Genomic DNA, 22,392 nt, shown 5'->3' on the forward strand with positions numbered 1-22,392 from the left:
ACTCCGGGCGGTTGGTCGACGATGGCCGGCCTGACGGTCGGGGACCAGGTGTTCGACGAGCGCGGCGTGCCTTGCACAGTGATCGCCGCCACCCCCGTGCTCCACAACCGCCCCTGCTACGAGGTCGAGTTCTCCGACGGCACCGTGATCGTCGCCGACGCGGAACATGAGTGGCGTACCACCACGCGCGCCGGTCGGACGCAGCGGACGCATCGGTGGGCCGACGGCTCGTACTGGTCGCCGAGCGACCGGGAGATCGTCGCCCAGCGGGCCGCGTCGGCGCTCGGCGAGCCGGACCGGCCGGCGCCGTCCAGCGAGATCATCGACGAGGTCGGGTCACAGTTCCGCTCGCGTACCCGCAGGGTCCATGACGACGGAACGGTGACCACGGCTCGTCTTGCCGAAACGCTGCGGGTGGGGCCGCACGGCGAATGGGCGAACCACGCCGTCGACGTCTGCGGCCCCTTGCGGCTTCCGGAGCGTGACCTGCCGATCGCGCCCTACACACTCGGTTGCTGGCTGGGTGACGGCACCACCGGCGGCGCGGGCCTGACGTGCGCCGACCCGGAAATCCTCGATCAGATTCGGCTTGACGGCTACGAGGTGCTCAAGCGCGCGCACTCCGAGATCCAGTACACCCTCTCGAACCGCTCCGCCGTGCCGGTGCCGCCCGCTCGGAGCCGGTACCGCACGCTGCGGGCGCAATTCGTGGAGATCGGCGAGAAGCACATACCCGCGGAGTACCTCCGCGCGTCGGAGGAACAACGGCGCGCTCTGCTGGCCGGCCTGCTGGACACCGACGGGACCGCGACCGAGAGCGGCCAGGTGGAACTGGCGCTGACCAGCGAACGGCTTGCCGGCGACGCGCTGGAGCTGATCCTGGGGCTGGGATACCAGGCAACGATGACGACGAAACCGGTGAACGGCCGGACGGACGCGACGTCGACGTGCTATCGGATCCACTTCACCACAGCCGACAAGGTGTTCCGGCTGACCCGCAAGCTTGCCCGGCTGAACGCGGAGAGCCGATCGACGACTCGGCGTCGTTACGTCGTCGATGTCCGGCCGGTGGCGTCGGTGCCGGTGCGATGTATCCAGGTCGACAGCCCGAGCCGGCTCTATCTGGCGAGCCGAGCGCACATCGCCACCCACAACTCGAGCCTGCTCAACTCGCTGCTGGTGTCGCTGCTGACCCGGGCCACCCCGGACGAGGTGCGGCTGCTGCTGGTCGACCCCAAGCGGGTCGAGATGACCGCGTACGAGGGAATCCCGCACCTGGTCACGCCGATCGTGACGAACCCGAAGAAGGCGGCGGACGCCCTCGAGTGGGTGGTCGGCGAGATGGACATGCGCTACGACGATCTCGCGGCCAACGGCGTACGGCACATCGACGACTTCAACCGCAAGGTGCGCAGCGGCGAGATCACCGCGCCGCCGGGCAGCGAGCGCGAGCTCAAGGCGTACCCCTATCTGTTGGTGATCGTCGACGAGCTGGCGGATCTGATGATGGTCGCGCCGCGCGACGTCGAGGACTCCGTCGTGCGGATCACCCAGCTGGCCCGGGCCGCCGGCATCCACCTGGTGCTGGCCACCCAGCGCCCGTCGGTCGACGTGGTGACCGGCCTGATCAAGGCCAACGTCCCGTCCCGCCTGGCCTTCGCGACGTCGAGCCTCGCCGACTCGCGGGTCATCCTCGACCAGCCGGGCGCCGAGAAGCTGCTCGGCCGCGGCGACGGCCTCTTCCTGCCGATGGGCGCCTCCAAGCCGACCCGCATCCAGGGCGCGTGGGTCGACGAGAAGGAGATCGCGGCGGTCGTCAAGTTCTGCAAGGACCAGCGCGAGCCGGAGTTCCGCGAGGGCGTGACCGACGCGCCGCCGAGCAAGAAGAAGCAGATCGATGAGGAGATCGGCGACGACCTGGACCTGCTGCTGCAGGCGATCGAGCTGGTGGTGACCAGCCAGTTCGGCTCGACGTCGATGCTGCAGCGCAAGCTGCGGGTCGGCTTCGCCAAGGCGGGCCGGCTGATGGACCTGATGGAGCAGCGCGACATCGTCGGGCCCTCCGAGGGCAGCAAGGCCCGCGACGTGCTGGTCAAGCCCGACGGGCTGGAAGAGGCCCTCGCCGCGCTGCGCCTGGACTGAGCGCCGCCTCGAGCTCGGCCGGAGTGTCCGGGATCTCGGGCCTTTCACGATCAAAAGCGTCCTTGAGTACGTGGTGGGCAAGCGTCCCGAGGGCGGCGAGCATGAGCGCCGCCGGTACGGTCAGCGCGAGCATGGCGGGTGAGCGGCCGCCGAACAGGTAGGGCTCGTAGCAGAGCAGCGAAGCCGCCTGGACCAGCAGCGGGACCGGCCACAGCCGCGGCCGGTAGAAGAGCAGCACCGCGGTCAGCACGTCGGCGAGGAAGAAGTAGCGCTCGTGCATGCCGGGCAGGAAGAACGGCATCGCGAGCGAGAAGAGCGCGGCGATCGCGACCATCCGGCCCCCGGCGACGCGGACGTTCCGGACGATCAGGATGTAGCACAGGCCCAGGACGACCACGGCCGTGAAGACGTAGCCGAGCGTGCGAACGGTGTCGGCGGCCGGGCCGGCCGGGATGAAGGCGTACAGGCTCGGGGCGCGATAGGTGAGGACCGGGATGTGCTTGGCCTGGCGCCCGAGGTCGTAGATCGTGAACAGCTCGACCGGGTCGCGCCCGGCCAGCAGCGCGGGCAGGTCGAGCACCGCGATGACGGCGGGCACGGCCAGCAGCGTGCGCCAGGGCAGCCGGCCGGCCAGCGCGAGCAGCAACAGCAGCGGAAAGAAGAAGATCCCCTGCGGCTTGATCGCGAAGGACGCCGCGCACAGCGCCACCGCCGGCCACGGCCGGTCGCGGAGGAGGAAGTACAGCCCGCCGAGCGCGAACGCCGCCCACATGGCGTCCATCTGGCCGTACCACGAGGCGTTGATCACCACGGTCGGCAGCAGGACCACCACCAGCGCGGCCGCGGTCGGGATCCGGCGGCCCGCGAACTGGCGGCCCACGATCCGGTAGGCGAAGAAGGCGAGCGCCACGTCGAACGCGACGAAGACGGCCTTGAGCTTGACGACGAGCGGCCCGGGCACATAGACCAGGGCCGCCAGCAGGTAGACGAACGGCGCGTTGTAGTTGCCGATCTGGTCGCCCACCCCGTGCCGCGGGCCGACCGCGGCGATCTGGTGGTACCACATGTCGAAGATCGCCATGTCGTTCGTCCGCACCGCCCAGCCCGCCGAGCGGGCCAGCGCCGCGCACCCGATGAGCGCGCCCACCAGCACGACCTCGGCGTACCGGGGCGGTTTTCCGACGTTCGCCATCGTGCCGAGTATCGCGGCCCGAGCGGCTCGCTCCGATCAAACCGGGAGTTACCGTCCGTGCGGGGGAACGGTCGCCGAGCGGCGCCCGGTAACGTTGGCGGAGTGTCGGTAACCCCTTCTGCAAATCCTCCCGGTCGCCGCGTCGCCCTTCTCACCCTGGGCTGTGCCCGTAACGAGGTCGACTCGGAAGAGCTCGCAGCCCGGCTCGACGCCGGCGGCTGGGCGGTCAGCACCGACGCGTCCGGCGCGGACGTGGTGCTGGTCAACACCTGTGGCTTCGTGGAAAAGGCCAAGCAGGACTCGATCGAGACGCTGCTCGCGGCCGCCGACACCGGCGCCAAGGTGGTGGCGGCCGGCTGCATGGCCGAGCGGTACGGCAAGGAGCTGGCCGACAGCCTCCCCGAGGCGCAGGCCGTGCTCGGCTTCGACGACTACACCGACATCGCGGCCCGTCTCGACGGCGTCCTGGCCGGCGAGCGCTTCGACGCGCACACCCCGCGCGACCGCCGCGAGCTGCTGCCGATCACCCCGGTCCAGCGCCACGCCGCCAAGGTCGTGATCCCCGGCCATGCCACGGTCGACGAGCACACCCCGGCCCATCTGCGCACGGTGCTGCGCCGCCGCCTCGAGAACGGCCCGGTGGCCTCGCTCAAGCTGGCCAGCGGCTGCGACCGGCGCTGCTCGTTCTGCGCGATCCCGGCGTTCCGCGGCGCGTTCGTCTCGCGCGACCCGCAGGAGCTGCTGGCCGAGGCCGAGTGGCTGGCCCGGTCCGGCGTGCGCGAGCTGGTCCTGGTCAGTGAGAACAGCACGTCGTACGGCAAGGACCTGGGCGACCCGCGGCTGCTGGAAAAGCTGCTGCCCCAGCTCGCCGCGGTCGACGGCATCGTCCGGGTGCGGGCCAGCTACCTGCAGCCGGCCGAGACCCGGCCCGGCCTGGTCGAGGTGATCGCCACCACGCCCGGCGTCGCGGCCTACTACGACCTCTCGTTCCAGCACTCGAGCGAGCCGGTGCTGCGCCGGATGCGGCGCTTCGGCTCGACCGAGCGCTTCCTCGAGCTGCTCGCGTCGGCCCGCGCCCTGGCGCCCGCGGCCGGCGCGCGGAGCAACTTCATCGTCGGCTTCCCCGGCGAGACCCGGCAGGACGCCGACGAGCTGGTCCGTTTCCTCACCGACGCCCGGCTCGACGCGATCGGCGTCTTCGACTACAGCGACGAGGACGGTACCGAGGCGGCCGGCCTGCCCGGCAAGGTGCGGGAAGACACCGTCAAGCGCCGCTACGACCGGCTGGTGTCGCTGGCCGACGAGCTGTGCGCCCAGCGGGCCGAGGAACGGCTGGGCTCGATCGTCGAGGTGCTGGTCGACTCGATCGACGGTGGCGAGGTCGAGGGCCGGGCCGAGCACCAGGCCCCCGAGGTGGACGGCTCCACTACGCTCGTACCGGGGGCCGCACCCGCAGATCTTGATAAGTTGCGCCCCGGTGACCTGGTCCGGGCCCGGGTGACCGCGACCGAAGGCGTCGACCTGATCGCGGTGCCGGTCGAGATGATCGACGCGGCGCCGGTGCCCCGGCCGTGACCGACGAGCCGGTCCCCATCACGGCGCCCAAGGCGGTGTCGCCGTACAACCCGGCGAACGTTCTCACCGTGCTGCGGATCGTGCTGGTCCCGGTCTTCGTCGTCATCGTGGTGGCCTCGGGGCTCACCGGCACCGGCCCGCGCATCGCCGCCTGCCTCGTCTTCTGCCTGGCCTCGGCGACCGACTTCGTGGACGGCTGGATCGCCCGGAAGTGGTCGCTGGTCACCTCGTTCGGCAAGATCGCCGATCCGATCGCCGACAAGGCGCTCACCGGCACCGCCCTGATCCTGCTCTCGATCTACGACCGGCTGCCCTGGTGGGTGACGATCGTCATCCTGGCCCGCGAGTGGGGCGTGACGGCGCTGCGCTTCTGGGTCATCCGGTACGGCGTCATCGCGGCCAGCCGCGGTGGCAAGCTCAAGACCGTGCTGCAGATCGCCGCGATCGCCTGGTACCTGTGGCCGGTTCCGGAGCCGTTCGACGTGGTCGGCCCGTGGCTGATGGGCGCCGCCCTGGCCGTGACGGTGGTCACCGGCGCCGACTATCTGGTCCAGGCCGTGCGGCTGCGCCGCGATCACTAAACTCGGGTCGTGGACGAGTCCGAGATCCGCGTGGCCGCCGCCGCGGCGGTCCATCGCCTGGTCGAGCGCGGTGAGACGGTGGCCACTGCCGAGTCGCTCACCGGCGGCCTGGTCGCCGCCACCATCGTCGAGATTCCGGGGGTCAGCGCGGTCTACCGCGGCGGCCTGGTGGTGTACGCCACCGATCTCAAGGCCTCGCTGGCCGGCGTGCCCGAGTTGCTGCTGAAGGAGCGCGGGCCGGTGGATCCGCAGGTGGCGGTGGCCCTGGCGGCCGGGTGCCGGGAGCGCTGCGGCGCCGACTGGGGCCTGGCCACGACCGGGGTGGCGGGCCCCGATCCGCAGGACGGCAAGCCGGTGGGGCTGGTCTACATCGCCGTCGCGGGCGCGGCCGGTTCGGCCGTACGCGAGCTGAAACTCGACGGAAATCGGGACGCCATTCGCACCGAAAGTGTGACGAGTGTTCTGCGCCTCCTCTCGGACACCCTGCAGGAGGCGTCGAGCCGGTCCTGAGCTGCGGAATGTCGCAGTGACCGCGGTTGTTGAACCGAGGTCCCGCCGCCGGGCCCGTCCGGAATTCGGCGGGGCGGGATGTCGGCGTCGCCGGCAACGGGTACGGTTGCGGGAAGCCTCCGGCGCGTGCCGGCGGCCCGCCGCAGGAGGAGGTGCCATGGTCCTGCTACGCCGGGTTATCGGCGACGCACTTCGGGCGCGCCGGCAGGGACAGCACCGCACGCTGCGCGAGGTGTCCACCGCCGCGAATGTCAGCTTGGGGTATCTGTCCGAGATCGAGCGCGGTCAGAAAGAGGCGTCGAGCGAGCTGCTCGCCGCGATCTGCGAAGCGCTCGGCGCGCGCCTGTCCGAGGTGCTGGGCGAGGTCAGCGACACGCTGCTGCTCGCCGAAGAGATGGAGGGCGTGCTCACGCCGGTCAAGCCGGCCGACGAGCCCGCCGCCGTCCGCAAGGTTGCCCGCGAGGGAGACGTCGCCGTCTCCGTGCGCCAGGACTCGCCGCTCAAGGCGACGCTGCGCACCACGCGGAAACCCAACCGCGAAGTCGTGTACGCCGCATAGTTCGTCGCAGGGTTCCACCAGAGCAGGGTTCTACCAGAGCAGGGTTCCACCAGGGCCGGATCGCCGTTTGGCGGTTCGGCTCTCGCCGTATGTGGATGTCCCATCCGGGATCGACCCTGACCCTCGGCACGGCGTAGCCTCGAAGCCGTGGGGGAGACCCTGAGATCCCCCCGAGGACACGTGACGCCGGTGGCGGCGAGCTGTCACGATGGTGGTCACGCGCCATCGCAGACGGCTCCTCGTCCGCTGCGTTGATGGTGCCGAGACTGAGCGACATTGAGGGGATACCGCGATATGGCGAACCCGTTCGTCAAGGGCTGGCGTTACATGATGGCGCTCTTCGGCGCGAAGATCGACGAGTACGCCGACCCGAAGGTGCAGATCCAGCAGGCCATCGAGGACGCGCAGCGGCAGCACCAGGCCCTCGTGCAGCAGGCCGCGGCGGTCATCGGCAACCAGCGGCAGCTGGAGATGAAGCTGTCCCGCCAGATGTCCGAGGTCGAGAAGCTGCAGGGCATGGCCCGCCAGGCGCTGGTCCTCGCGGACAAGGCCCGCGCCGACGGCAACGAGCCAGAGGCACAGAAATACGAGTCGACCGCGCAGACGCTCGCCACCCAGCTGGTCTCCGGCGAGCAGTCGATGGAAGACCTCAAGACCCTGCACGACCAGGCCCTCGGCGCGGCCGGCCAGGCCCGCAAGGCGGTGGAGAACAACGCGATGGTGCTGCAGCAGCGCATCGCCGAGCGCTCCCGGCTGCTCAGCCAGCTCGAGCAGGCCAAGATGCAGGAGACGGTGGCCAAGTCGCTGGAGTCGATGTCGTCGCTCGCCGCGCCCGGCAACACGCCGTCGCTCGACGAGGTCCGCGACAAGATCGAGCAGCGGTACGCGAACGCCATGGGCCGCGCCGAGCTCGCGTCCAACTCGGTCGAGGGACGCATGCTCGAGGTGCAGAAATCCAGCCTCGACCTGGCCGGCTCGTCCCGGCTCGAGCAGATCCGGGCCAGCATGGCCGGTGAGAAGCTCGGGGCCGCGCCGCAGCAGCCCGCGGTCGAGCAGGCCCCGCCGGCCGCCGACCCGGCCAGCGTCGCCCGGCTCGACGAGATCCGCGCCAGCATGAACCAGAAGCGGGGCGACACGACCGCGGCGGGCTGACCCGTTTGATCGCGTTCCCGGGGAGAGGACCGACGGTGGACGAACGGACCAGATACTTCCGGCGGCTCAAGCGCCTGCGCGGTTCGGCGCGGCGGTGGAGCGTGCTGGGAGGCGGCCTGGTCGCGGCCACCGCGGTCCTCACGCCGTATTCGGGGATCGGCGTCGTCGACGCGATCTGGGCCGGCGCGGCCGGCTCCTCGGTCGCGCTCGCCTGGTGGCGGTGGAGCGACCACCGCGCGCTCGCCGCCACGCCGGCCCCGCCCCCGCCCGACCCGGCGCTCGCCGGCCAACGGCTGGCCGCCGCGATCGAGCGCTTCCCGGCCGGCCGCTCGATGCTCAACGAGGTGCGCCGGCAAAAGAACCGCTACGCGCTGCGCGGCTCGGCGATCACCCAGGCCTGGGACCGGCTCGACCGGGCGTCGGCCACGCTCACCGCGCTCGCCGACCGGCTGACCGGCCCGGGCGAGGCGGCCGTCCTCGAGGCGGCGGCGGCCGAGCAGTGGCTGCGCGACCTCGGCCAGCGGGTGGCGAGCGTCGAGCGGGCCATCCCGCTCAGTCCGCCCGGTGACCGGCGCGCGGCGATCGAGCAGTCACACGCTTCGCTCGTCGGGCAGTTCACCGAGGGCGTGACGGCGTACGAGCAGCTCGTGGCGGCCGCGGCCGGCTACGTCGCCGAGGACGGCCACCCGATGACCGACGGCAAGCACCCGGCCTTCGCCGGCCTGGTCGACGCGACCGACCGGCTGCGCGGGCTGGCCGAGGCGCTGGGCGAGCTCAAGCGCCCGCCCGCGACGTCGATCTAGCCTTCCGCCGGCCTCGGGCTTGCGTCCGTTCCGCCGGCCTCGGTCTGGCCGTCCGCCGGCCTTGGCTGGCAGCGCGGGCACCAGTAGGTGACGCGCTCGTCCTGATCCGCCTTGCGGATCGCGGTGCCGCAGCGGCGGCAGGGCTGGGCGCGCCGGCCGTACACATAGGTGGTTTCCCCGCGCCGCAGCGAGCCGGTCGTGGTCTGGGTCCAGCGGCCCTTGTTCGAGGCGACCAGCTTCTGCGCCAGCGTGACCACGCCGTCGAGGTCGGCCACGTCGGCGATCGGCGTCCACGGCCAGAGTCCACGCAGGAACATCGTCTCGGCCCTGTAGAGGTTGCCGACGCCGGCGAGGTTGCGCTGGTCGAGCAGCGCCTCGGCGACCGTGGCGCCGGGCTTGGCGGCTATCCGCCGCGCGGCCTCGGCCGGATCCCAGTCGTCGCCGAGCAGGTCGGGCCCGAGGTGGCCGACGAGGGTCTCCTCCTCGGCGGTGGGCACCAGGGTGACGTCGTGCAGGTGATAGCCGACGGCCACCGAGCGGGCGGTGCGCAGCACGACCCGGATCAGGTGGGCGGGCCGGCCGCCCCAGCGCTCGCCCGGCGAGTAGGCCCGCCACGCGCCGTCCATCCGCAGGTGGGAGTGCAGGGTGAGCGGCTTCTCGCCGTCCCGGGTGAGCCGCAGCAGCAGGTGCTTGCCGCGGCTGGCCGACGCGGCGACGGTCCACCCGGCCAGGTCGGCGGTGGCGAGCCGCGGCACCCGGAAGTCGCTGCCGGTCAGGACGTCGCCGGCCAGCGCGCGCTCGAGCACGCGGGCCGTGTTCCAGACGGTGTCACCCTCGGGCATGCCCGCATCATTCCCGCGCGGCGCGCTCGGAAATCCGGATCAGGTCGCCGGGACGCACCGAGAGCACGACCACGGCCCGCCCGTTGTTCACGGCGATCGCCACGTGGCCGGCCGAGTCCTCGTACACCAGCAGCTCGCCCCGCTCGACATCGGCGAACGTGGTGCCGCGCCGCGCCCGGACCGAGCCGTTGACGACCAGCTCGTGGCCGAGGCCGGCCAGCACGTCGCCGCCGGCGGCCAGCTGGACGTTGCCGAAGCGGTCGATCGTGCCGACCTCGGACTCGATCCACCCGTCGCCGACCGTGACGACCGGCTCGGGCAGCCGGATCAGGTCGGCCGGGTCGATCGCGGGGCCGGCCTCGACCGGGCTCGCGCCGAGCGCGAGGTGGGCGGCGGCCGGGGAGAACACGTCGCGGCCGTGGAAGGTGCGCGACACGTCGCCGAGCAGCCAGTCCTTGTTGGCCAGCTCGAAGGCGCGGTCGACGCCGCCCAGCGCGTCGGCCGCCCAGATCAGCAGGCCGTTGTCGGGACCGACCAGCAGGGCGTTCGGGGTCTGCAGGACCAGCGGGCGCCGGGCCGTGCCGACGCCCGGGTCGACCACCGCGACGTGCACCGCGGCCGGCAGGTAGGGCGCGGTCTGTGCGAGCACGGCCGCGCCGCGGCTGACGTCGGCCGGCGGCACGTGATGGGTCACGTCCATGACGCGTACGGCGGGCGCGATGCGCGCGATCGTTCCGTGGCACGCCGCGACGAACCCGTCGAACGTCCCGTAGTCGGTGGTGAGGCTGATCCATTCATATCCGGCCATGGTGGCCAACGTTACTGCCCCGACACGCATCGTGTGTGACAGCCCCGACAGGGCGCGCCGGGTGACATCTGGCAGGTTGGAGTCATGCGTCTTGTGATCTTCACCGAGCCCCAGCAGGGGGCCACCCACGGCGACCTCGTCCAGGTCGCGCAGACCGCCGAGGCGTCCGGCTTCGACGGGTTCTTCCGCAGCGACCACTATCTGGCGATGGGCGCGCCGGGCGAGCCGGGCCCGACCGACGCCTGGGTCACGCTGGGCGCGCTGGCGGTCCAGACGTCCCGCATCCGGCTCGGCACGCTGGTCACCTCGGCCACGTTCCGGCTGCCCGGGCCGCTGGCGATCGCGGTGGCCCAGGTCGACCAGATGAGCGGCGGCCGGGTCGAGCTCGGCCTGGGCGGCGGCTGGTTCGAGCGCGAGCACACCGCGTACGGGATCCCGTTCCCGACCGTCGGCGAGCGCTTCGACCGCCTCGAGGAGCAGTTGGAGATCGTCACCGGCCTGTGGTCGACGCCGGCCGGCCGCTCCTTCGACTTCCCGGGAAAGCACTACCAGCTGATCGACTCGCCGGCCCTGCCCAAGCCGGTCCAGTCGCCGCGCCCGCCGGTGATCGTCGGCGGACACGGCAAGAAGCGCACGCCGGCGCTGGCGGCCCGCTTCGCCGACGAGTTCAACGTCCCGTTCGCCAAGATCTCGGACGTGGCGCCGACCTTCGACCGGGTCCGCCGCGCTTCGGCGGAGATCGGCCGGGCGACGCCGCCGGCCTTCTCCGCCGCCGCCGTGCTCTGCGTGGGACGCGACGACGCCGAGGTGCGGCGCCGGGCCGCGGCCATCGGCCGCGACGTCGAGGAGATGCGCGAGAACGGCGGCGTCGTGGGCACGCCGGCCGAGGCGGTCGAGACGATCAATCGGTACGCCGGGGCCGGCGCGACCCGCCTGTTCCTGCAGACGCTGGACCTGGCCGACCTGGACCACATCGAGCTGGTCGCCTCGGCGGTGGCGCCGCAGCTTTAGAAGTTCCGCCCGGCCGCGGGCCCGATACGCACGTGCCGGGCCCGCGGTTTCGGTGTCGGCTCGCGTCATCACGGTCGCGGCGTGGCCCTGCCCGCGCCGGCCCGGATGCACGGCGACGGCCTCCGCGTAGCCCCCGCGCCAGGAACGGCCGGCGTGCAGGAAGCGGCGCTGCACCACGGACGCGTGCGCGATCGGCTCGCCGCCGTCGAGCACCAGCACGTGCAGGCGCCGAGGGCGTGGTCGAAGTCGTGGTCGTCGAAGTTGCCGGCGAAGGCGAGGTCGAGGAGGCCGCGAATCGCCGATCGCTCGGCCTTCGACAGATCGGCCGTCGGGACCGTCCGGGTTGGCAGCACGGGCCAAACTTACTGTCGCCGCGGGAGCAAACCTCGCATGGTTGCGCCTGCGAGACCGGCGTCAGCCCCGCAGGCGCAAGCCGCGCGGTGTCGCGCGGAAGCCCGCGGTGGTCAGGGCGTCGCGCAGGGGCGAGGCGTGCACCGCCTCGCCGTCGGCTCGTTCGACGGACATGGCGCCCAGCGCGCCCGAGCGCACCGCGTCGCCCAGGGCGCGGCCGGCGGCGATCAGGGTCTCGGGGTCGTCGGTGAAGCTCAGGAGCGTGCGGCCGCCGCGTTCGACGTAGAGCACCAAGTCTCCGGAGACCTGGACCACCAAGGCGCCGGCCTTGCGCCCGGGACGGTGGCCGGCGCGGGTGGGCTCGCCGTCGCCGCTGTCGACGATGCGGTCGGGCCAGGGGAGGGCGGCGCCGTAGGGGTTGGCCGGGTCGGTGGCGGCGAGCACCTGGGCGTTTGCGGTGCGGCGGGACAGCTCGTCGGGGTCGGCCAGGGCGCGTAGCCGGTCGACGGCGCCGGGGACGGCGAACTGGGCCGCGCCCAGGCCCTCGACGAAGTAGCCGCGGCGGGCGGCGCCGCGCTCCTCGAGGGCGCCGAGCACCGGGTAGACCGCCGCGAAGCCGCCGGTCACGCCCTCGGCCATCACGGCGCCGCGGGTCACCACGCCGTGCCGTTCGAGCAGCAGGTCGGCCAGGGCGGCCGCGCGGCGGGTGGGGTCGAGGTCGCGGTCGGGGAGACGGGACCAGCGGCCGGCCATGTGGGGTGGGCCGCCGCGGGCGGGCATCGCCGGGCGGCCCAGGCTGCCGGGCCGGCCGGGGCGGCGATAGCGGGTGCGCGCGGGCGCGGCCTTGGCCCGGTGGGCGCCGCTGCCGCCCAGCAGGGCGCGGAGCGGGGCGAACGTGTCGTTGGTCAGGTGGCCGCCCCACACCAGATCCCACACCGCGGCGGCCAGCTCGGTGTCGTCGGTAGCCCCGATGCGGTCGGAGAGGTTGCGGAAGAACAGTGCCTGGCCGTCGCCGAGCGCCTCGAGGACGCGCTGATGCAGCGGAGTCAGCGCCAGCTCGTCGTCGGGCGGGGGCAGCAGCAGGGGGGCGCTGTCGGCCCAGGCCAGGGTGACCCAGCCGTCGTTGCCGGCGATCAAGCCGGACCCGGCCCAGAGCACTTCGCCGCCCGCGCACAGCTCGTCGAGCTGGGGCGGCGCATAGTCGGCGATGCGGGCCGGCAGCACCAGCCTCTCCCACGCCGAGGCGGGCACCGCGATGCCCTGGAGCTGCTCGATCGAGGCGGCCACCGCGTCGACGCCGCGCGCGTTGCCGCCGATCTGGTGCCAGCGGGGCAGGAACGCGGCGAGCACCCGCGGCGGCACCGGCTCGATCTCGCGGCGCAGCGCGGCGAGCGACCGGCGGCGCAGCATGCGCAGCACCTCGCTGTCGCACCACTCGCTGCCCGCGCCGCCGGGGGAGAACTCGCCCGAGGCCACCCGGCCGGTGGCGGCGAGCCGCTTGAGGGCCTGCTCGACGACGAAGACGCCGAGCCCGAACCGGGCGGCGCAGGTCGCCGCCGCGAACGGCCCGTGCGTGCGGGCGTAGCGCGCGACCAGGTCGCCGAGTGGGTCGGCCACCGGCGACAGGTATGCCTCGGGCAGCCCGACCGGCAGCGCCACGCCGAGCGCGTCGCGATATCGGCCGGTGTCGTCGATGCCGATCCAGCGCTCCTCGCCGGCCACCCGCACCCGGATCGCCCGCCGGGCCGCCTCGAGCTCGACCAGCCACGCCTCGTCGGCGCCGCGCAGCGACAGCTCGGCGGGGGAGAGGTCGCCGAGCAGCCGCAACAGCTCGGCCGCGTCCTCGGCGTCGCGCGGCTGCCGGCGGCTGGTCAGCCACTGCAGCTGGGCCTCGGTCTCGGCGACCACCGCGGGGTCGAGCAGCTCGCGCAGATCGACCCGGCCGAGCAGCTCGCCGAGCAGCGTCGAGTCGAGCGCGAGCGCGGCGGCCCGCCGCTCGGCCAGCGGCGCGTCGCCCTCGTAGAGGAACGCGCCGACGTATCCGAAGAGCAGCGACCGGGCGAACGGCGACGGCCGCGGCGTCTCGACCTCGACCAGGCGTACCTTGCGGCCGGCCACCTCGCGCATGAGCCCGACCAGGCCGGGCACGTCGAAGACGTCCTGCAGGCACTCGCGGGCCGCCTCGAGGGTGACCGGGAAGTCGGCGAACTCGCGAGCCACGTCGAGCAGTTGGGCCGCGCGCTGCCGCTGCTGCCAGAGCGGCTGGCGGCGGCGCGGGTCGCGGCGGGGCAGCAGCAGCGACCGGGCCGCGCACTCGCGGAACCGGGACGCGAACAGCGCGGAGGTGCCCACCGACTCCTCGACGAGCTGGGCGATCTCCTCGGGGTCGAACGCCACCAGCTCGGCGCCGGGCGGCTCCTCGGCGGTGTCGGGCAGCCGCACCACGATGCCGTCGTCGGACGGCATGACCTGGCCGTCCACGCCGTACCGCTCGGCGAGGCGGCGGGCGATCGCGAGCGACCAGGGCGCGTTGACCCGGGCGCCGAGCACGCAGTGCACGGTCATCCGCCAGTCGCCCAGCTCGTCGCGGAAGCGCTCGACCAGGATCGTGCGGTCGTCGGGCAGATGCCGGGTCGACTCGCGCTGCTCGCCCAGGTAGGCCACCAGGTTGCCGGCCGCCCACTCGTCGAGCCCGGCCGCGCGCAGCGTGGCGGTGGCCGCCTCGTCGCCGGCCTTGACCAGCGAGCGCAGCTGCTTGCCGATCGCGCGGCCCAGCTCGATCGGGCGGCCCAGGCTGTCGCCCTTCCAGAACGGCATGCGGGCCGGCGCGCCGGGCGCGGGGGAGACCAGCACCCGGTCGGGGGTGATGTCCTCGATGCGCCACGAGGTCGAGCCGAGCAGGAAGACGTCGCCGACGCGCGACTCGTACACCATCTCCTCGTCGAGCTCGCCGACCCGGGCCGCGCGCTCGGCGCCGGCCAGGAAGACGCCGAACATGCCGCGGTCGGGGATGGTGCCGCCGCTGGTGACGGCGAGCCGCTGCGCGCCGGGGCGGCCAGTGAGCACGTCGGCGCCGCGATCCCACACCAGGCGTGGCCGCAGCTCGGCGAAGGCGGTCGACGGATAGCGGCCGGAGAGCATGTCGAGCACCGCGTGCAGGGCCGACTCGGGCAACTCGGCGAAGGGCGCGGCCCGGCGCACCAGCGCGGCCAGCTCGTCGACCGGCCAGGCGTCGAGCGCGACCATCGCCACGATCTGCTGGGCCAGCACGTCGAGCGGGTTGCGCGGATAGCGCAGCTCCTCGATCGCGCCGGCGCCCATCCGCTCGGCCACGACGGCGCAGGAGACCAGGTCGCCGCGGTGCTTGGGGAAGACGACGCCGCGCGAGACCGCGCCGACCTGGTGGCCGGCCCGGCCGATGCGCTGCAGGCCGGCCGCGACCGAGGGCGGCGCCTCGATCTGCACGACCAGGTCGACCGCGCCCATGTCGATGCCGAGCTCCAGGCTGGACGTGGCGACGACGGCGGGCAACTGGCCGGATTTGAGCGCTTCTTCGATCTGTTTGCGCTCCTCTCGGGAGACGCTGCCGTGGTGCGCCCGGGCCACCACGGGCGGAGCGCCGCCGGCCTGCCCGGCCTGGGCCATCACCTGTGCCGGCGGCTTGGTCACCGGCTCGAGCGCGAGCCCGGCCCGCTCGGCGGCGAGCTCGTTGATGCGGGCGCAGAGCCGCTCGGCGCCGCGCCGGGAGTTGGTGAAGACGATCGTCGAGCGGTGCGCCTGGATGAGGTCGAGCACGCGCTCCTCGACGGCCGGCCAGATCGAGGGGGTGTGCCGGGTGGCGCCGGGGTCGTCGGGATCAACCTCGGGCACCTCGTCGAGGCGGGTCATGTCCTCGACCGGGACCTCGACGGCGACCTCGATGGTCTTGGCGCTCGGCGGCTGGACGATCGTCACGTCCCGCGAGCCGCCGAGGAAGCGGGCGGTCTCGTCGATCGGCCGGACCGTGGCGGACAGGCCGATGCGCTGGGCCGGCTTGGGCAGCAGCGCGTCGAGCCGCTCGAGCGACAGGGCCAGGTGGGCGCCGCGCTTGGTGGCGGCCACCGCGTGCACCTCGTCGACGATCACCGTCTCGACGCCGCGCAGCGACTCGCGGGCGGCCGAGGTGAGCAGTAGGAACAGCGACTCGGGGGTGGTGATGAGGATGTCGGGCGGGGTGCGGGCGAACAGGCGCCGCTCGTCGGCCGGGGTGTCGCCGGTCCGCATGCCGACGGTGATGTCGGGCGGCGGGACGCCGAGCCGGCCGGACGCCTGGCGGATGCCGGTGAGCGGGGCGCGCAGGTTGCGCTCGACGTCGACCGCGAGGGCCTTGAGCGGGCTGACGTAGAGGACCCGGCAGCGGTGTCTCGGATCCTTGGGGGCGGGCTCGCGGGCCAGCCGGTCGAGCGACCACAGGAAGGCGGCGAGCGTCTTGCCGGAGCCGGTCGGGGCGACCACCAGCGCGCTGCGCCCGGCGCCGATCGCCTGCCACGCGCCGGCCTGGGCGGCGGTGGGCGCGGCGAAGGCCGCCGTGAACCACTCCCGGGTGGCCCGGCCGAAATCCTCCAGCACGTCTCGCACCCGACCATCCTCTCTCGGGGGTACGACAAAAAGCCGCGGAGAGATGGCCGTCTATCGGGTTTTCCTGACACGGCGGACCATGGTGGCGGTCGGTGGACCGGGCATATACAGGCTGCACCTGATCGAGACCGACAGGAGGCACCGTGCTCATCCGCGCACCACACGTCCGGCGCCTCGGCAGCGCCGCCGCGGTCCTCGCCGCGGTCGCCGCCGGCACCCTCCTCGCCTCGCCGGCCCGCGCGGCCGGCGACGGTTACGTGCGTCTCGCCCATCTCTCTCCCGACACCCCGGCGGTCGACGTCTACCTGCGCTCCGCGTCCGGCGCGATCGAGCCGCAGACGTTCAAGGCGGTCGGCTACGGCGACATGTCGTCCTACCTGCGACTGCCCACCGGCACCTACCAGGTCGCCATGCGCAAGGCCGGGGCGCCGGCCACCTCCGCGCCGGTGCTCACCACCCAGGTGGACGTCGAGAACGGCGGCGCCTACACGGTGGCCGGCGTCGGGCGCTTCGCCGACCTGGGGCTGCGGGTGCTCAAGGACGACCTGAAGCTCCCCGGCTCGGGAAAGTCCAAGGTCCGGATCATCCAGGCCTCGGTCAAGGCGCCGGTCCTGGACGTCGCGGGCCAGAACGGCAGCAAGATCGCCGACAGCGTCGCGTTCGCCACCACCACCGCGTACCGGGAGGTCGAGCCCGGGAAGTGGAGCGTGCGGGTGGCGCCGACCGGCGGTGGCCGGACCACCGTGCTGCCCTGCACCCTCGGCGCGGGCAGCGTGTATTCGCTGATCGTGCTCGACGACCGCGGTGGGGGCCTGAAACCCGAGCTGCACGTGGACGCGGAACGGCAGGGCGCGGTCCCGCTGGGCGGCGTGGCCACCGGCGACGGCGGCAGCCAGCCGGCCTCGCCCCTGCCGACGGCGCTGCTGCTCGCCGGCATGGCAGCCGTGCTCACCGCGGGCCTCGTCGTGGTGCTGCGGCGCCGGCTCCGGGCCGCCTGAGGGGGTACGCCATGGTCGGCCGGATGGACGACGAGGAGGTGCCCGCCGTCGGCGTGGCGGCGGTGCCGGGCGCGCTCTCGGTGCCCCGGCGGCCGCCGCGCGCGCGGCCGATCCCACCGCCGCCGATCCTGTTCGAAGCGCCGATCCTGTTCGCAGGGCCGATCCTGGTCGAAGGGCCGGCCAGGGAGCCGGCGCCCGCCAGGGAAAGGGCGGCGGCCAGGGAAAAGGCGCTGGTCAAGGAAGAGGCGCCGGCCAAGGAAAAGGCGGCCCAGGGGCCAAGCGAAAAGCCGCCGGCGATACGCGCGCCCGCACCCACCAGCGCTCCCGCCGGCGCCGGCCCCGAATCCCGCGATGAACCCCGCCAACCCGTACGGAACAGGGGTCTTCTGAAAGATCTCGGACGCCGCGCCGCGCTGCCCGCCCTGGCCGCCGCGCTGGCCGCGTTTGTCGCCGGAACCACCTACTTCGCGCTGGCCACGCGTGCCACCGCAACCCAGGATCCGTTGCCCGACCTGGGCAGATGGGCTGCGGCCGGGCGGGCGAGAGAGGGCGCCGGTAACGCCGCCCGGCCCTCGGGAGATCCGTTCGCGAGCGCCGATGTCGTCGTCAGCGGCGCGCCGACCCGCGTGCGGATCAAGGCGATCGGTCTCGACAGCGCGCTCGAGACCCTGCACATCGCCGAGAACGCGCTGCAACCGCCGAAGAGGTTCGACCGCGCGGGCTGGTATGCCGACGGCACGGTTCCGGGCGACATCGGTCCGGCCGTGATCGCCGGGCATGTCGACTCCCGGGCCGGGCCCGCGGTGTTCTACCGGCTGCGCGAGCTCACCGTGGGCGACCGGATCGATGTGCTGCGCGGCGGCCGGACCGTGAGCTTCGTCGTCACCCGCACGGCGTGGTATCCGAAGAGGGCGTTTCCCACCGAGGAGGTGTACGGGCCGACTCCCGACCGGCAGCTCCGGCTGATCACCTGCGGCGGCGTCTTCGACCATCGGCTGCGTTCCTACCGCGACAACCTCGTGGTCTACGCGGTGGCCGGGTGATCGTCGTTCCGCTGGTCGGGGCGGCTTGACTATCCTGACAACGAGTCGGCGGGTGGGGGCGGGATGGCGGTCGGACGCATGCTCATCGCCGGTCGGTATCGCCTGCTCGAGCCGGTCGGATCCGGCGGCATGGGCCGGGTCTGGCTGGCCCGCGACGAGATGCTCGACCGCGACGTCGCGGTCAAGGAGTTCGTCCCGCCGGACTGGATGAACGACGACGAGAAGACGCGGCTGCGCGATCGCACCCTGCGCGAGGCCCGCAGCGCCGGCCGGCTCAACCACCCGCACGTGGTCCGGGTCTATGACGTGGTGCACGCCGAGGGCCTGCCGTGGATCGTGATGGAGTACGTCCCGTCGCGCTCGCTCCACCAGGTGATCAACGAGGACGGGCCGTATTCGCCGGTCGCCGCCGCCCGCATCGGCCTCGCGGTGCTCGACGCGCTGAGCGCCGCGCACCGGGCCGGCGTGCTGCACCGCGACGTCAAGCCGCACAACGTGCTGATCGGCCTGGACGGGCGGGTGGTGCTGACCGATTTCGGACTGGCCACGTTCGTCGACGACGGCTCGGTGACCGGTCCGGGGCTCGTGGTCGGCTCGCCGCAGTACGTCTCGCCGGAGCGGGCGCGCGACGGAGCGTCCACCGTGGAGTCCGACATGTGGTCGCTCGGCGCGACGCTCTACGCGGCCGTCGAGGGGCGCTCGCCCTACGCGCGCGAGACGGCGATGGCGACGCTGATGGCGCTGGCCACCGAGCCGCCCGATCCGCCGGAGCGCGCCGGTCTGCTCGGGCCGGTGCTGCTCGGCCTGTTGCGACACGATCCGGCCGCCCGCCTGACGGCGAGCGAGGTGGAGCGCCGGTTGCGCATGGTGGTGGCCGCGGCGCCGGGTGGGGGAGGCGTGCCCTCGCCGCGGCGGGCCCGGGTGGTCGCATCGGCGGCGCCGGTTTCCGTACGCGTTCTGCCGGCGCAACGGGTCGCCGAGGCGCCGGTGTCGCCGGCTCCGTCGTCGCCGCCGTTCCGCTCGCGGCCGCTGGTCCTGCTCGTCGCGGTGGGGCTGGCCGGCGTGGTGCTGATCGGGGCCGGGGGCTTTCTGCTGAGCCGCGCCGACGACCTGCCGGTGGCGCGGCCGTCCTCGGCGCCCGCGTTCGTGACCGTCGGATTCTCGCCGGCGACCTGTTCCGCGCTCACGCCCTCGGCCGCGGCGCGCCTGCCGCGGAAAGGCGCGGCGACCGGGGTGAACGGGTGGCGTCTCTTGCCCGGCTGGTCGTATTTCACGGACGGCTCCGGCTTCCACATCCCGGTGCCGGACGGCTGGATCTACGCGAGATCCGGGGCGATGTACTGCTTCCGGGACACGCAGGGTGATCGGGTGCTGAGTCTCGACACCGCCCGCAATCCGGCCGGCGACCCGGTGCGAGCCTGCCGGACCGAGGCGTCGCGGCTGGTGGCGGTGGGCGCGCTGCCCGGCTATCACGAGATCGCGATCGAGAAGCGGCCGCTGCTCAACAAGGCGGCCGACTGGGAGTATCAGTACCGCGATCCGAGCGGCGTCGCGCTGCACGCCCAGACCCGCTGGTTCACCAACAACGGCCACGGGTACGCGCTCAGCTGGGCCACCCGCGAGATCGACTGGTCCGCCGACCTGAGTAAGATCAACATGGTCCTGAGCACGTTCTACACCGACAAGCCCAGGTAGCTCACAGCAACCACTCAGCCAGCGTTGTTACCGTATTGTCCATGATCGGCAGTACCCAGCCGGGCGCGGCCCGGCTCTTTGTCGCCGGCCGCTCCGCACGGCCATGGTGATCCTCGTCGGGCTGGCGCTGGTCCTGGTCGTCACGGCCGTCACCGGCTATTTCGTGGCGCAGGAATTCGGATATGTCGCCGCCGACCGCGGGCGCCTCCGGCACGAGGCGGCCCAGGGCGATCGGGCCGCGGCCCGGGCACTCTCCGTCACCGAGCGGCTCTCCTTCGTGCTGTCCGGCGCCCAGCTGGGCATCACCGTGACCGCCCTGCTCGTCGGATATGTCGCCGAGCCATTTCTCGGCCGGGGGTTGGCCGCCCTGCTGGGGGTGGCCGGGGTGCCGGTGGCGGTGAGCATGCCGGTCTCGGTGACCCTGGCCCTGGTGGTGGCGACCGTCGTGCAGATGGTGCTCGGCGAGCTCGCGCCCAAGAACCTCGCGATCGCCCGGCCCGACGCGGTGGCCAAGCGGCTGAGCCGGTCGACGCTGCTGTATCTGGCCGCGTTCGGCCCGGTCATCCGGCTCTTCGACCGGGCCGCCTCGCGACTGCTGCGCCGGATCGGGATCGAGCCCGTCGAGGAGCTGCCCGAGGGCGCCACCAACGAGGATCTGTCGCAGATCATCGCGACATCGCGGGCGGGCGGCCGGCTCTCGGCCGAGGTGTCGGCGCTGCTCGACCGCGGTCTCGACTTCCGCGGCCGTACCGCCGCCGAGGTCATGGTTCCCCGGGTCGACGTGACGTTCATGGCCGCGACCGACTCCGCCGTCGATGTGGTGAACCTGCTGTCGACCGGGCACTCTCGTTTCCCGGTGCGCGGCGCGACTTCCGACGAGATTCTTGGAATTGTCGCGATTTCCGATGTGCTGTCGGTCCCACCGGCCGAACGTTCGTCCCGGCCGGTGTCGTCGCTGCTGCGCGAGGCCATCATGATCCCGTCGTCGCTGCGCCTGCCGCAGGTGCTCGAGCGCCTGCGGGCCGCGCACAGTCAGATGGCATGTGTGGTCGACGAGTTCGGCGGCTTCGCCGGCATCGTCACGTTCGAGGACATCGCCGAGGAGCTGGTGGGCCCGATCCGCGACGAGGACGACCTGCCCGAGCCCGCTCCGGTCCGCCAGGACGACGGCTCGTGGCTGGTGCCCGCCCGCTGGCGGCTCGATGAGATCAGCGACGCCACCGGCGTCGACCTTCCGCTCTCCGACGACTACGACACCGTGTCCGGCATGGTGATGGCGAGGCTGGGGCGGGTGGCCAAGGCAGGCGATTCGCTTCAGCTCGACAACCTTTCCGTACGGGTGGAGAGCGTCGACCGCCACGTCCCGCAGACCGTGCGGTTGTCCCGATGAACGCCGTCTGGGCTCTGCTGCTGCTGGCCGGCAACGCGTTCTTCGTCGCCGCCGAGTTCGCCCTGGTCGCGAGCAAGCGCCACCGCCTCGAACAGGCCGCCGCGTCCGGTGGCCGGGCCGCGCAGGCGGCGCTGGCCGGCAGCCGCGAACTGCCGCTGATGCTGGCCGGCGCGCAACTCGGTATCACGCTCTGCTCACTGGGCCTGGGCGCGCTGGCCGAGCCGGCGCTGGCACACCTGCTCGATCCGCTGCTGCACACCGTCGGCCTGCCGTCGTTCGCCAGCCACGTGGTCGCCTTCCTGATCGCCCTGGGCGTGGTGACGTTCCTGCACCTGGTCGTCGGCGAGATGATGCCGAAGTCGTGGGCGATCACCGACCCGGAGCGCTCGGCCACGCTGCTGGCGCTGCCGTTCCGCGCCTTCGCCCGCGTCGTGGGCCCGGTGCTGCGACTGCTGAACGCGCTGGCCAACGCGGTACTGCGGCCGTTCGGGGTGCGCCCGCAGGATCAGCTGGCGGTGTCGCACGGCCCCGCCGAGATGAAGATCCTCCTCGACCGCTCGCGCGAGGAAGGGCTGCTGGAGGCCGAGCAGACCGAGCTGCTCACCAGCGTGCTGGGCCTGGAGTCGCTGACGGTCCGCGAGGTCGCCCTCCCGTTCGCCGAACTGGTGACCGTTCCGGCGGCGGCCTCCGCCGGCGAGGTGGAGCTGGCCTCGATGGGGAGCGGGCGTTCCCGCCTCGGCGTGACGTCTTCGGCGGGCGAGGTGATCGGGTTCGTCCACGTGCGCGAGGTCGTCCGGGCCACCACGGCGGGTCGCTCCGGTACGGCTTCCGAGCTGATGGATCCGGCCTTCAGCCTCGCGGCCGGCGACCGGGTGGTGGCGGCCGTCGCCGCGATGCGCTCGGGCCGGGCCCAGGTGGCGCTGGTCCGCGACGAGGTCGCGGTGACCGGCTTCGTCGCCCTCGAGGATCTGCTGGAGCAGGTGCTCGGCCGCTTCGACGACGAGACCGACCCGGTGCCGCTCTCGTGATCGTTTTCGGCCCACTCGTTCGACGTCTCTCAGGTTTCGACCTCTCTCTTGTTTCGACGGATGTCTCCGCGGATTTGCCACCCCGTTTGTTCAAG

Annotated in this window: 16 protein-coding genes and 3 pseudogenes; 14 read left to right on the forward strand and 5 right to left on the reverse strand. The window is 73.0% G+C overall.

Going from position 1 to position 22,392, the window contains the following annotated elements:
• Window positions 1-21 precede the first annotated feature (21 nt).
• Both ACFQS1_RS14685 and ACFQS1_RS14690 read left to right on the forward strand, forming a co-directional pair.
• Window positions 22-981: pseudogene (locus ACFQS1_RS14685) on the forward strand (LAGLIDADG family homing endonuclease); the annotation flags it as partial.
• A gap of 174 nt (window positions 982-1,155) precedes the next feature.
• A pseudogene (locus ACFQS1_RS14690) lies at window positions 1,156-2,142 on the forward strand (FtsK/SpoIIIE domain-containing protein); the annotation flags it as partial.
• On the opposite strand, the gene ACFQS1_RS14695 reads toward ACFQS1_RS14690, so the two are convergent.
• A complete protein-coding gene (locus ACFQS1_RS14695) occupies window positions 2,093-3,334 on the reverse strand; it encodes a glycosyltransferase 87 family protein (protein WP_378968102.1) in 1,242 nt (413 codons plus the stop codon). The pseudogene ACFQS1_RS14690 and the gene ACFQS1_RS14695 overlap by 50 nt on opposite strands.
• A gap of 102 nt (window positions 3,335-3,436) precedes the next feature.
• Between ACFQS1_RS14695 and rimO the strand changes: the two genes are divergently transcribed.
• The 6 genes from rimO to pspM all read left to right on the forward strand — a co-directional run bounded on the left by rimO (window position 3,437) and on the right by pspM (window position 8,514).
• On the forward strand, window positions 3,437-4,909 hold the full coding sequence (rimO, locus tag ACFQS1_RS14700) for a 30S ribosomal protein S12 methylthiotransferase RimO (RefSeq protein WP_378968104.1): 1,473 nt from the start codon (window positions 3,437-3,439) through the stop codon (window positions 4,907-4,909).
• Window positions 4,906-5,490, forward strand: a complete 585-nt coding sequence (pgsA, locus tag ACFQS1_RS14705) for a CDP-diacylglycerol--glycerol-3-phosphate 3-phosphatidyltransferase (protein ID WP_378968106.1) — start codon at window positions 4,906-4,908, stop codon at window positions 5,488-5,490. Before rimO ends, pgsA begins: the two co-directional genes overlap by 4 nt.
• A gap of 9 nt (window positions 5,491-5,499) precedes the next feature.
• Window positions 5,500-6,000, forward strand: coding sequence for a CinA family protein (locus ACFQS1_RS14710; RefSeq protein WP_378968108.1), 501 nt, complete (start codon window positions 5,500-5,502; stop codon window positions 5,998-6,000).
• 157 nt (window positions 6,001-6,157) lie between these two features.
• Window positions 6,158-6,559 (forward strand): helix-turn-helix domain-containing protein, encoded by a 402-nt coding sequence (locus ACFQS1_RS14715; RefSeq protein WP_378968110.1) that lies wholly within the window; start codon window positions 6,158-6,160, stop codon window positions 6,557-6,559.
• Between the two features lie 294 nt (window positions 6,560-6,853).
• On the forward strand, window positions 6,854-7,711 hold the full coding sequence (locus tag ACFQS1_RS14720; RefSeq protein WP_378968112.1) for a PspA/IM30 family protein: 858 nt from the start codon (window positions 6,854-6,856) through the stop codon (window positions 7,709-7,711).
• Between the two features lie 35 nt (window positions 7,712-7,746).
• Window positions 7,747-8,514, forward strand: coding sequence for a phage shock envelope stress response protein PspM (pspM, locus tag ACFQS1_RS14725; RefSeq protein ID WP_378968114.1), 768 nt, complete (start codon window positions 7,747-7,749; stop codon window positions 8,512-8,514).
• On the opposite strand, the gene ACFQS1_RS14730 is transcribed toward pspM, so the two are convergent.
• Both ACFQS1_RS14730 and ACFQS1_RS14735 read right to left on the reverse strand, forming a co-directional pair.
• Window positions 8,511-9,356 carry a DNA-formamidopyrimidine glycosylase family protein gene (locus ACFQS1_RS14730; protein WP_378968116.1) on the reverse strand — a complete coding sequence of 282 codons (846 nt, stop codon included), beginning with the start codon at window positions 9,354-9,356 and terminating at the stop codon, window positions 8,511-8,513. The two genes, pspM and ACFQS1_RS14730, sit on opposite strands and share 4 nt — an antisense overlap.
• 7 nt (window positions 9,357-9,363) lie before the next feature.
• Window positions 9,364-10,164 (reverse strand): SAM hydrolase/SAM-dependent halogenase family protein, encoded by an 801-nt coding sequence (locus ACFQS1_RS14735; protein WP_378968212.1) that lies wholly within the window; start codon window positions 10,162-10,164, stop codon window positions 9,364-9,366.
• A gap of 84 nt (window positions 10,165-10,248) precedes the next feature.
• Here ACFQS1_RS14735 and ACFQS1_RS14740 point away from each other — a divergent pair, with 84 nt between their 5' ends.
• A complete protein-coding gene (locus ACFQS1_RS14740) occupies window positions 10,249-11,175 on the forward strand; it encodes an LLM class F420-dependent oxidoreductase (protein WP_378968118.1) in 927 nt (308 codons plus the stop codon).
• 117 nt (window positions 11,176-11,292) lie between these two features.
• Here the strand turns inward: ACFQS1_RS14740 and ACFQS1_RS14745 are convergent.
• Together ACFQS1_RS14745 and ACFQS1_RS14750 are read right to left on the reverse strand one after the other, a co-directional pair.
• Window positions 11,293-11,394, reverse strand: a pseudogene (locus tag ACFQS1_RS14745) (GNAT family N-acetyltransferase); the annotation flags it as partial.
• A gap of 195 nt (window positions 11,395-11,589) precedes the next feature.
• Window positions 11,590-16,134, reverse strand: a complete 4,545-nt coding sequence (locus ACFQS1_RS14750) for an ATP-dependent helicase (RefSeq protein ID WP_378968214.1) — start codon at window positions 16,132-16,134, stop codon at window positions 11,590-11,592.
• Between the two features lie 152 nt (window positions 16,135-16,286).
• On the opposite strand from ACFQS1_RS14750, the gene ACFQS1_RS14755 reads away from it, so the two are divergent.
• The 5 genes from ACFQS1_RS14755 to ACFQS1_RS14775 all read left to right on the forward strand — a co-directional run bounded on the left by ACFQS1_RS14755 (window position 16,287) and on the right by ACFQS1_RS14775 (window position 22,297).
• On the forward strand, window positions 16,287-17,141 hold the full coding sequence (locus tag ACFQS1_RS14755) for a DUF4397 domain-containing protein (protein ID WP_378968120.1): 855 nt from the start codon (window positions 16,287-16,289) through the stop codon (window positions 17,139-17,141).
• A 23-nt stretch (window positions 17,142-17,164) separates the two neighbouring features.
• A complete protein-coding gene (locus tag ACFQS1_RS14760) occupies window positions 17,165-18,184 on the forward strand; it encodes a class F sortase (protein ID WP_378968122.1) in 1,020 nt (339 codons plus the stop codon).
• Window positions 18,185-18,262: 78 nt separating this feature from the next.
• On the forward strand, window positions 18,263-19,879 hold the full coding sequence (locus tag ACFQS1_RS14765; RefSeq protein WP_378968124.1) for a protein kinase domain-containing protein: 1,617 nt from the start codon (window positions 18,263-18,265) through the stop codon (window positions 19,877-19,879).
• A gap of 103 nt (window positions 19,880-19,982) precedes the next feature.
• Window positions 19,983-21,269: a hemolysin family protein gene (locus ACFQS1_RS14770; RefSeq protein WP_378968126.1), complete on the forward strand. Its 1,287-nt coding sequence runs from the start codon at window positions 19,983-19,985 to the stop codon at window positions 21,267-21,269.
• Window positions 21,266-22,297, forward strand: coding sequence for a hemolysin family protein (locus tag ACFQS1_RS14775; RefSeq protein ID WP_378968128.1), 1,032 nt, complete (start codon window positions 21,266-21,268; stop codon window positions 22,295-22,297). The genes ACFQS1_RS14770 and ACFQS1_RS14775 overlap by 4 nt, the downstream gene beginning before the upstream one ends.
• Window positions 22,298-22,392 lie beyond the last annotated feature (95 nt).

Source organism: Paractinoplanes rhizophilus (assembly GCF_042664765.1).
In the GTDB taxonomy this organism is placed as follows: domain Bacteria; phylum Actinomycetota; class Actinomycetes; order Mycobacteriales; family Micromonosporaceae; genus Actinoplanes; species Actinoplanes rhizophilus.

Coding starts and splice junctions, on each gene's coding strand:
- ACFQS1_RS14740 (WP_378968118.1), top strand. CDS start 10,249: ATGCGTCTTGTGATCTTCACCGAGCCCCAGCAGGGGGCCACCCACGGC.
- ACFQS1_RS14715 (WP_378968110.1), top strand. CDS start 6,158: ATGGTCCTGCTACGCCGGGTTATCGGCGACGCACTTCGGGCGCGCCGG.
- ACFQS1_RS14735 (WP_378968212.1), bottom strand. CDS start 10,164: ATGGCCGGATATGAATGGATCAGCCTCACCACCGACTACGGGACGTTC.
- ACFQS1_RS14775 (WP_378968128.1), top strand. CDS start 21,266: ATGAACGCCGTCTGGGCTCTGCTGCTGCTGGCCGGCAACGCGTTCTTC.
- ACFQS1_RS14695 (WP_378968102.1), bottom strand. CDS start 3,334: ATGGCGAACGTCGGAAAACCGCCCCGGTACGCCGAGGTCGTGCTGGTG.
- ACFQS1_RS14730 (WP_378968116.1), bottom strand. CDS start 9,356: ATGCCCGAGGGTGACACCGTCTGGAACACGGCCCGCGTGCTCGAGCGC.
- ACFQS1_RS14760 (WP_378968122.1), top strand. CDS start 17,165: ATGGACGACGAGGAGGTGCCCGCCGTCGGCGTGGCGGCGGTGCCGGGC.
- ACFQS1_RS14720 (WP_378968112.1), top strand. CDS start 6,854: ATGGCGAACCCGTTCGTCAAGGGCTGGCGTTACATGATGGCGCTCTTC.
- ACFQS1_RS14770 (WP_378968126.1), top strand. CDS start 19,983: ATGGTGATCCTCGTCGGGCTGGCGCTGGTCCTGGTCGTCACGGCCGTC.
- ACFQS1_RS14765 (WP_378968124.1), top strand. CDS start 18,263: ATGCTCATCGCCGGTCGGTATCGCCTGCTCGAGCCGGTCGGATCCGGC.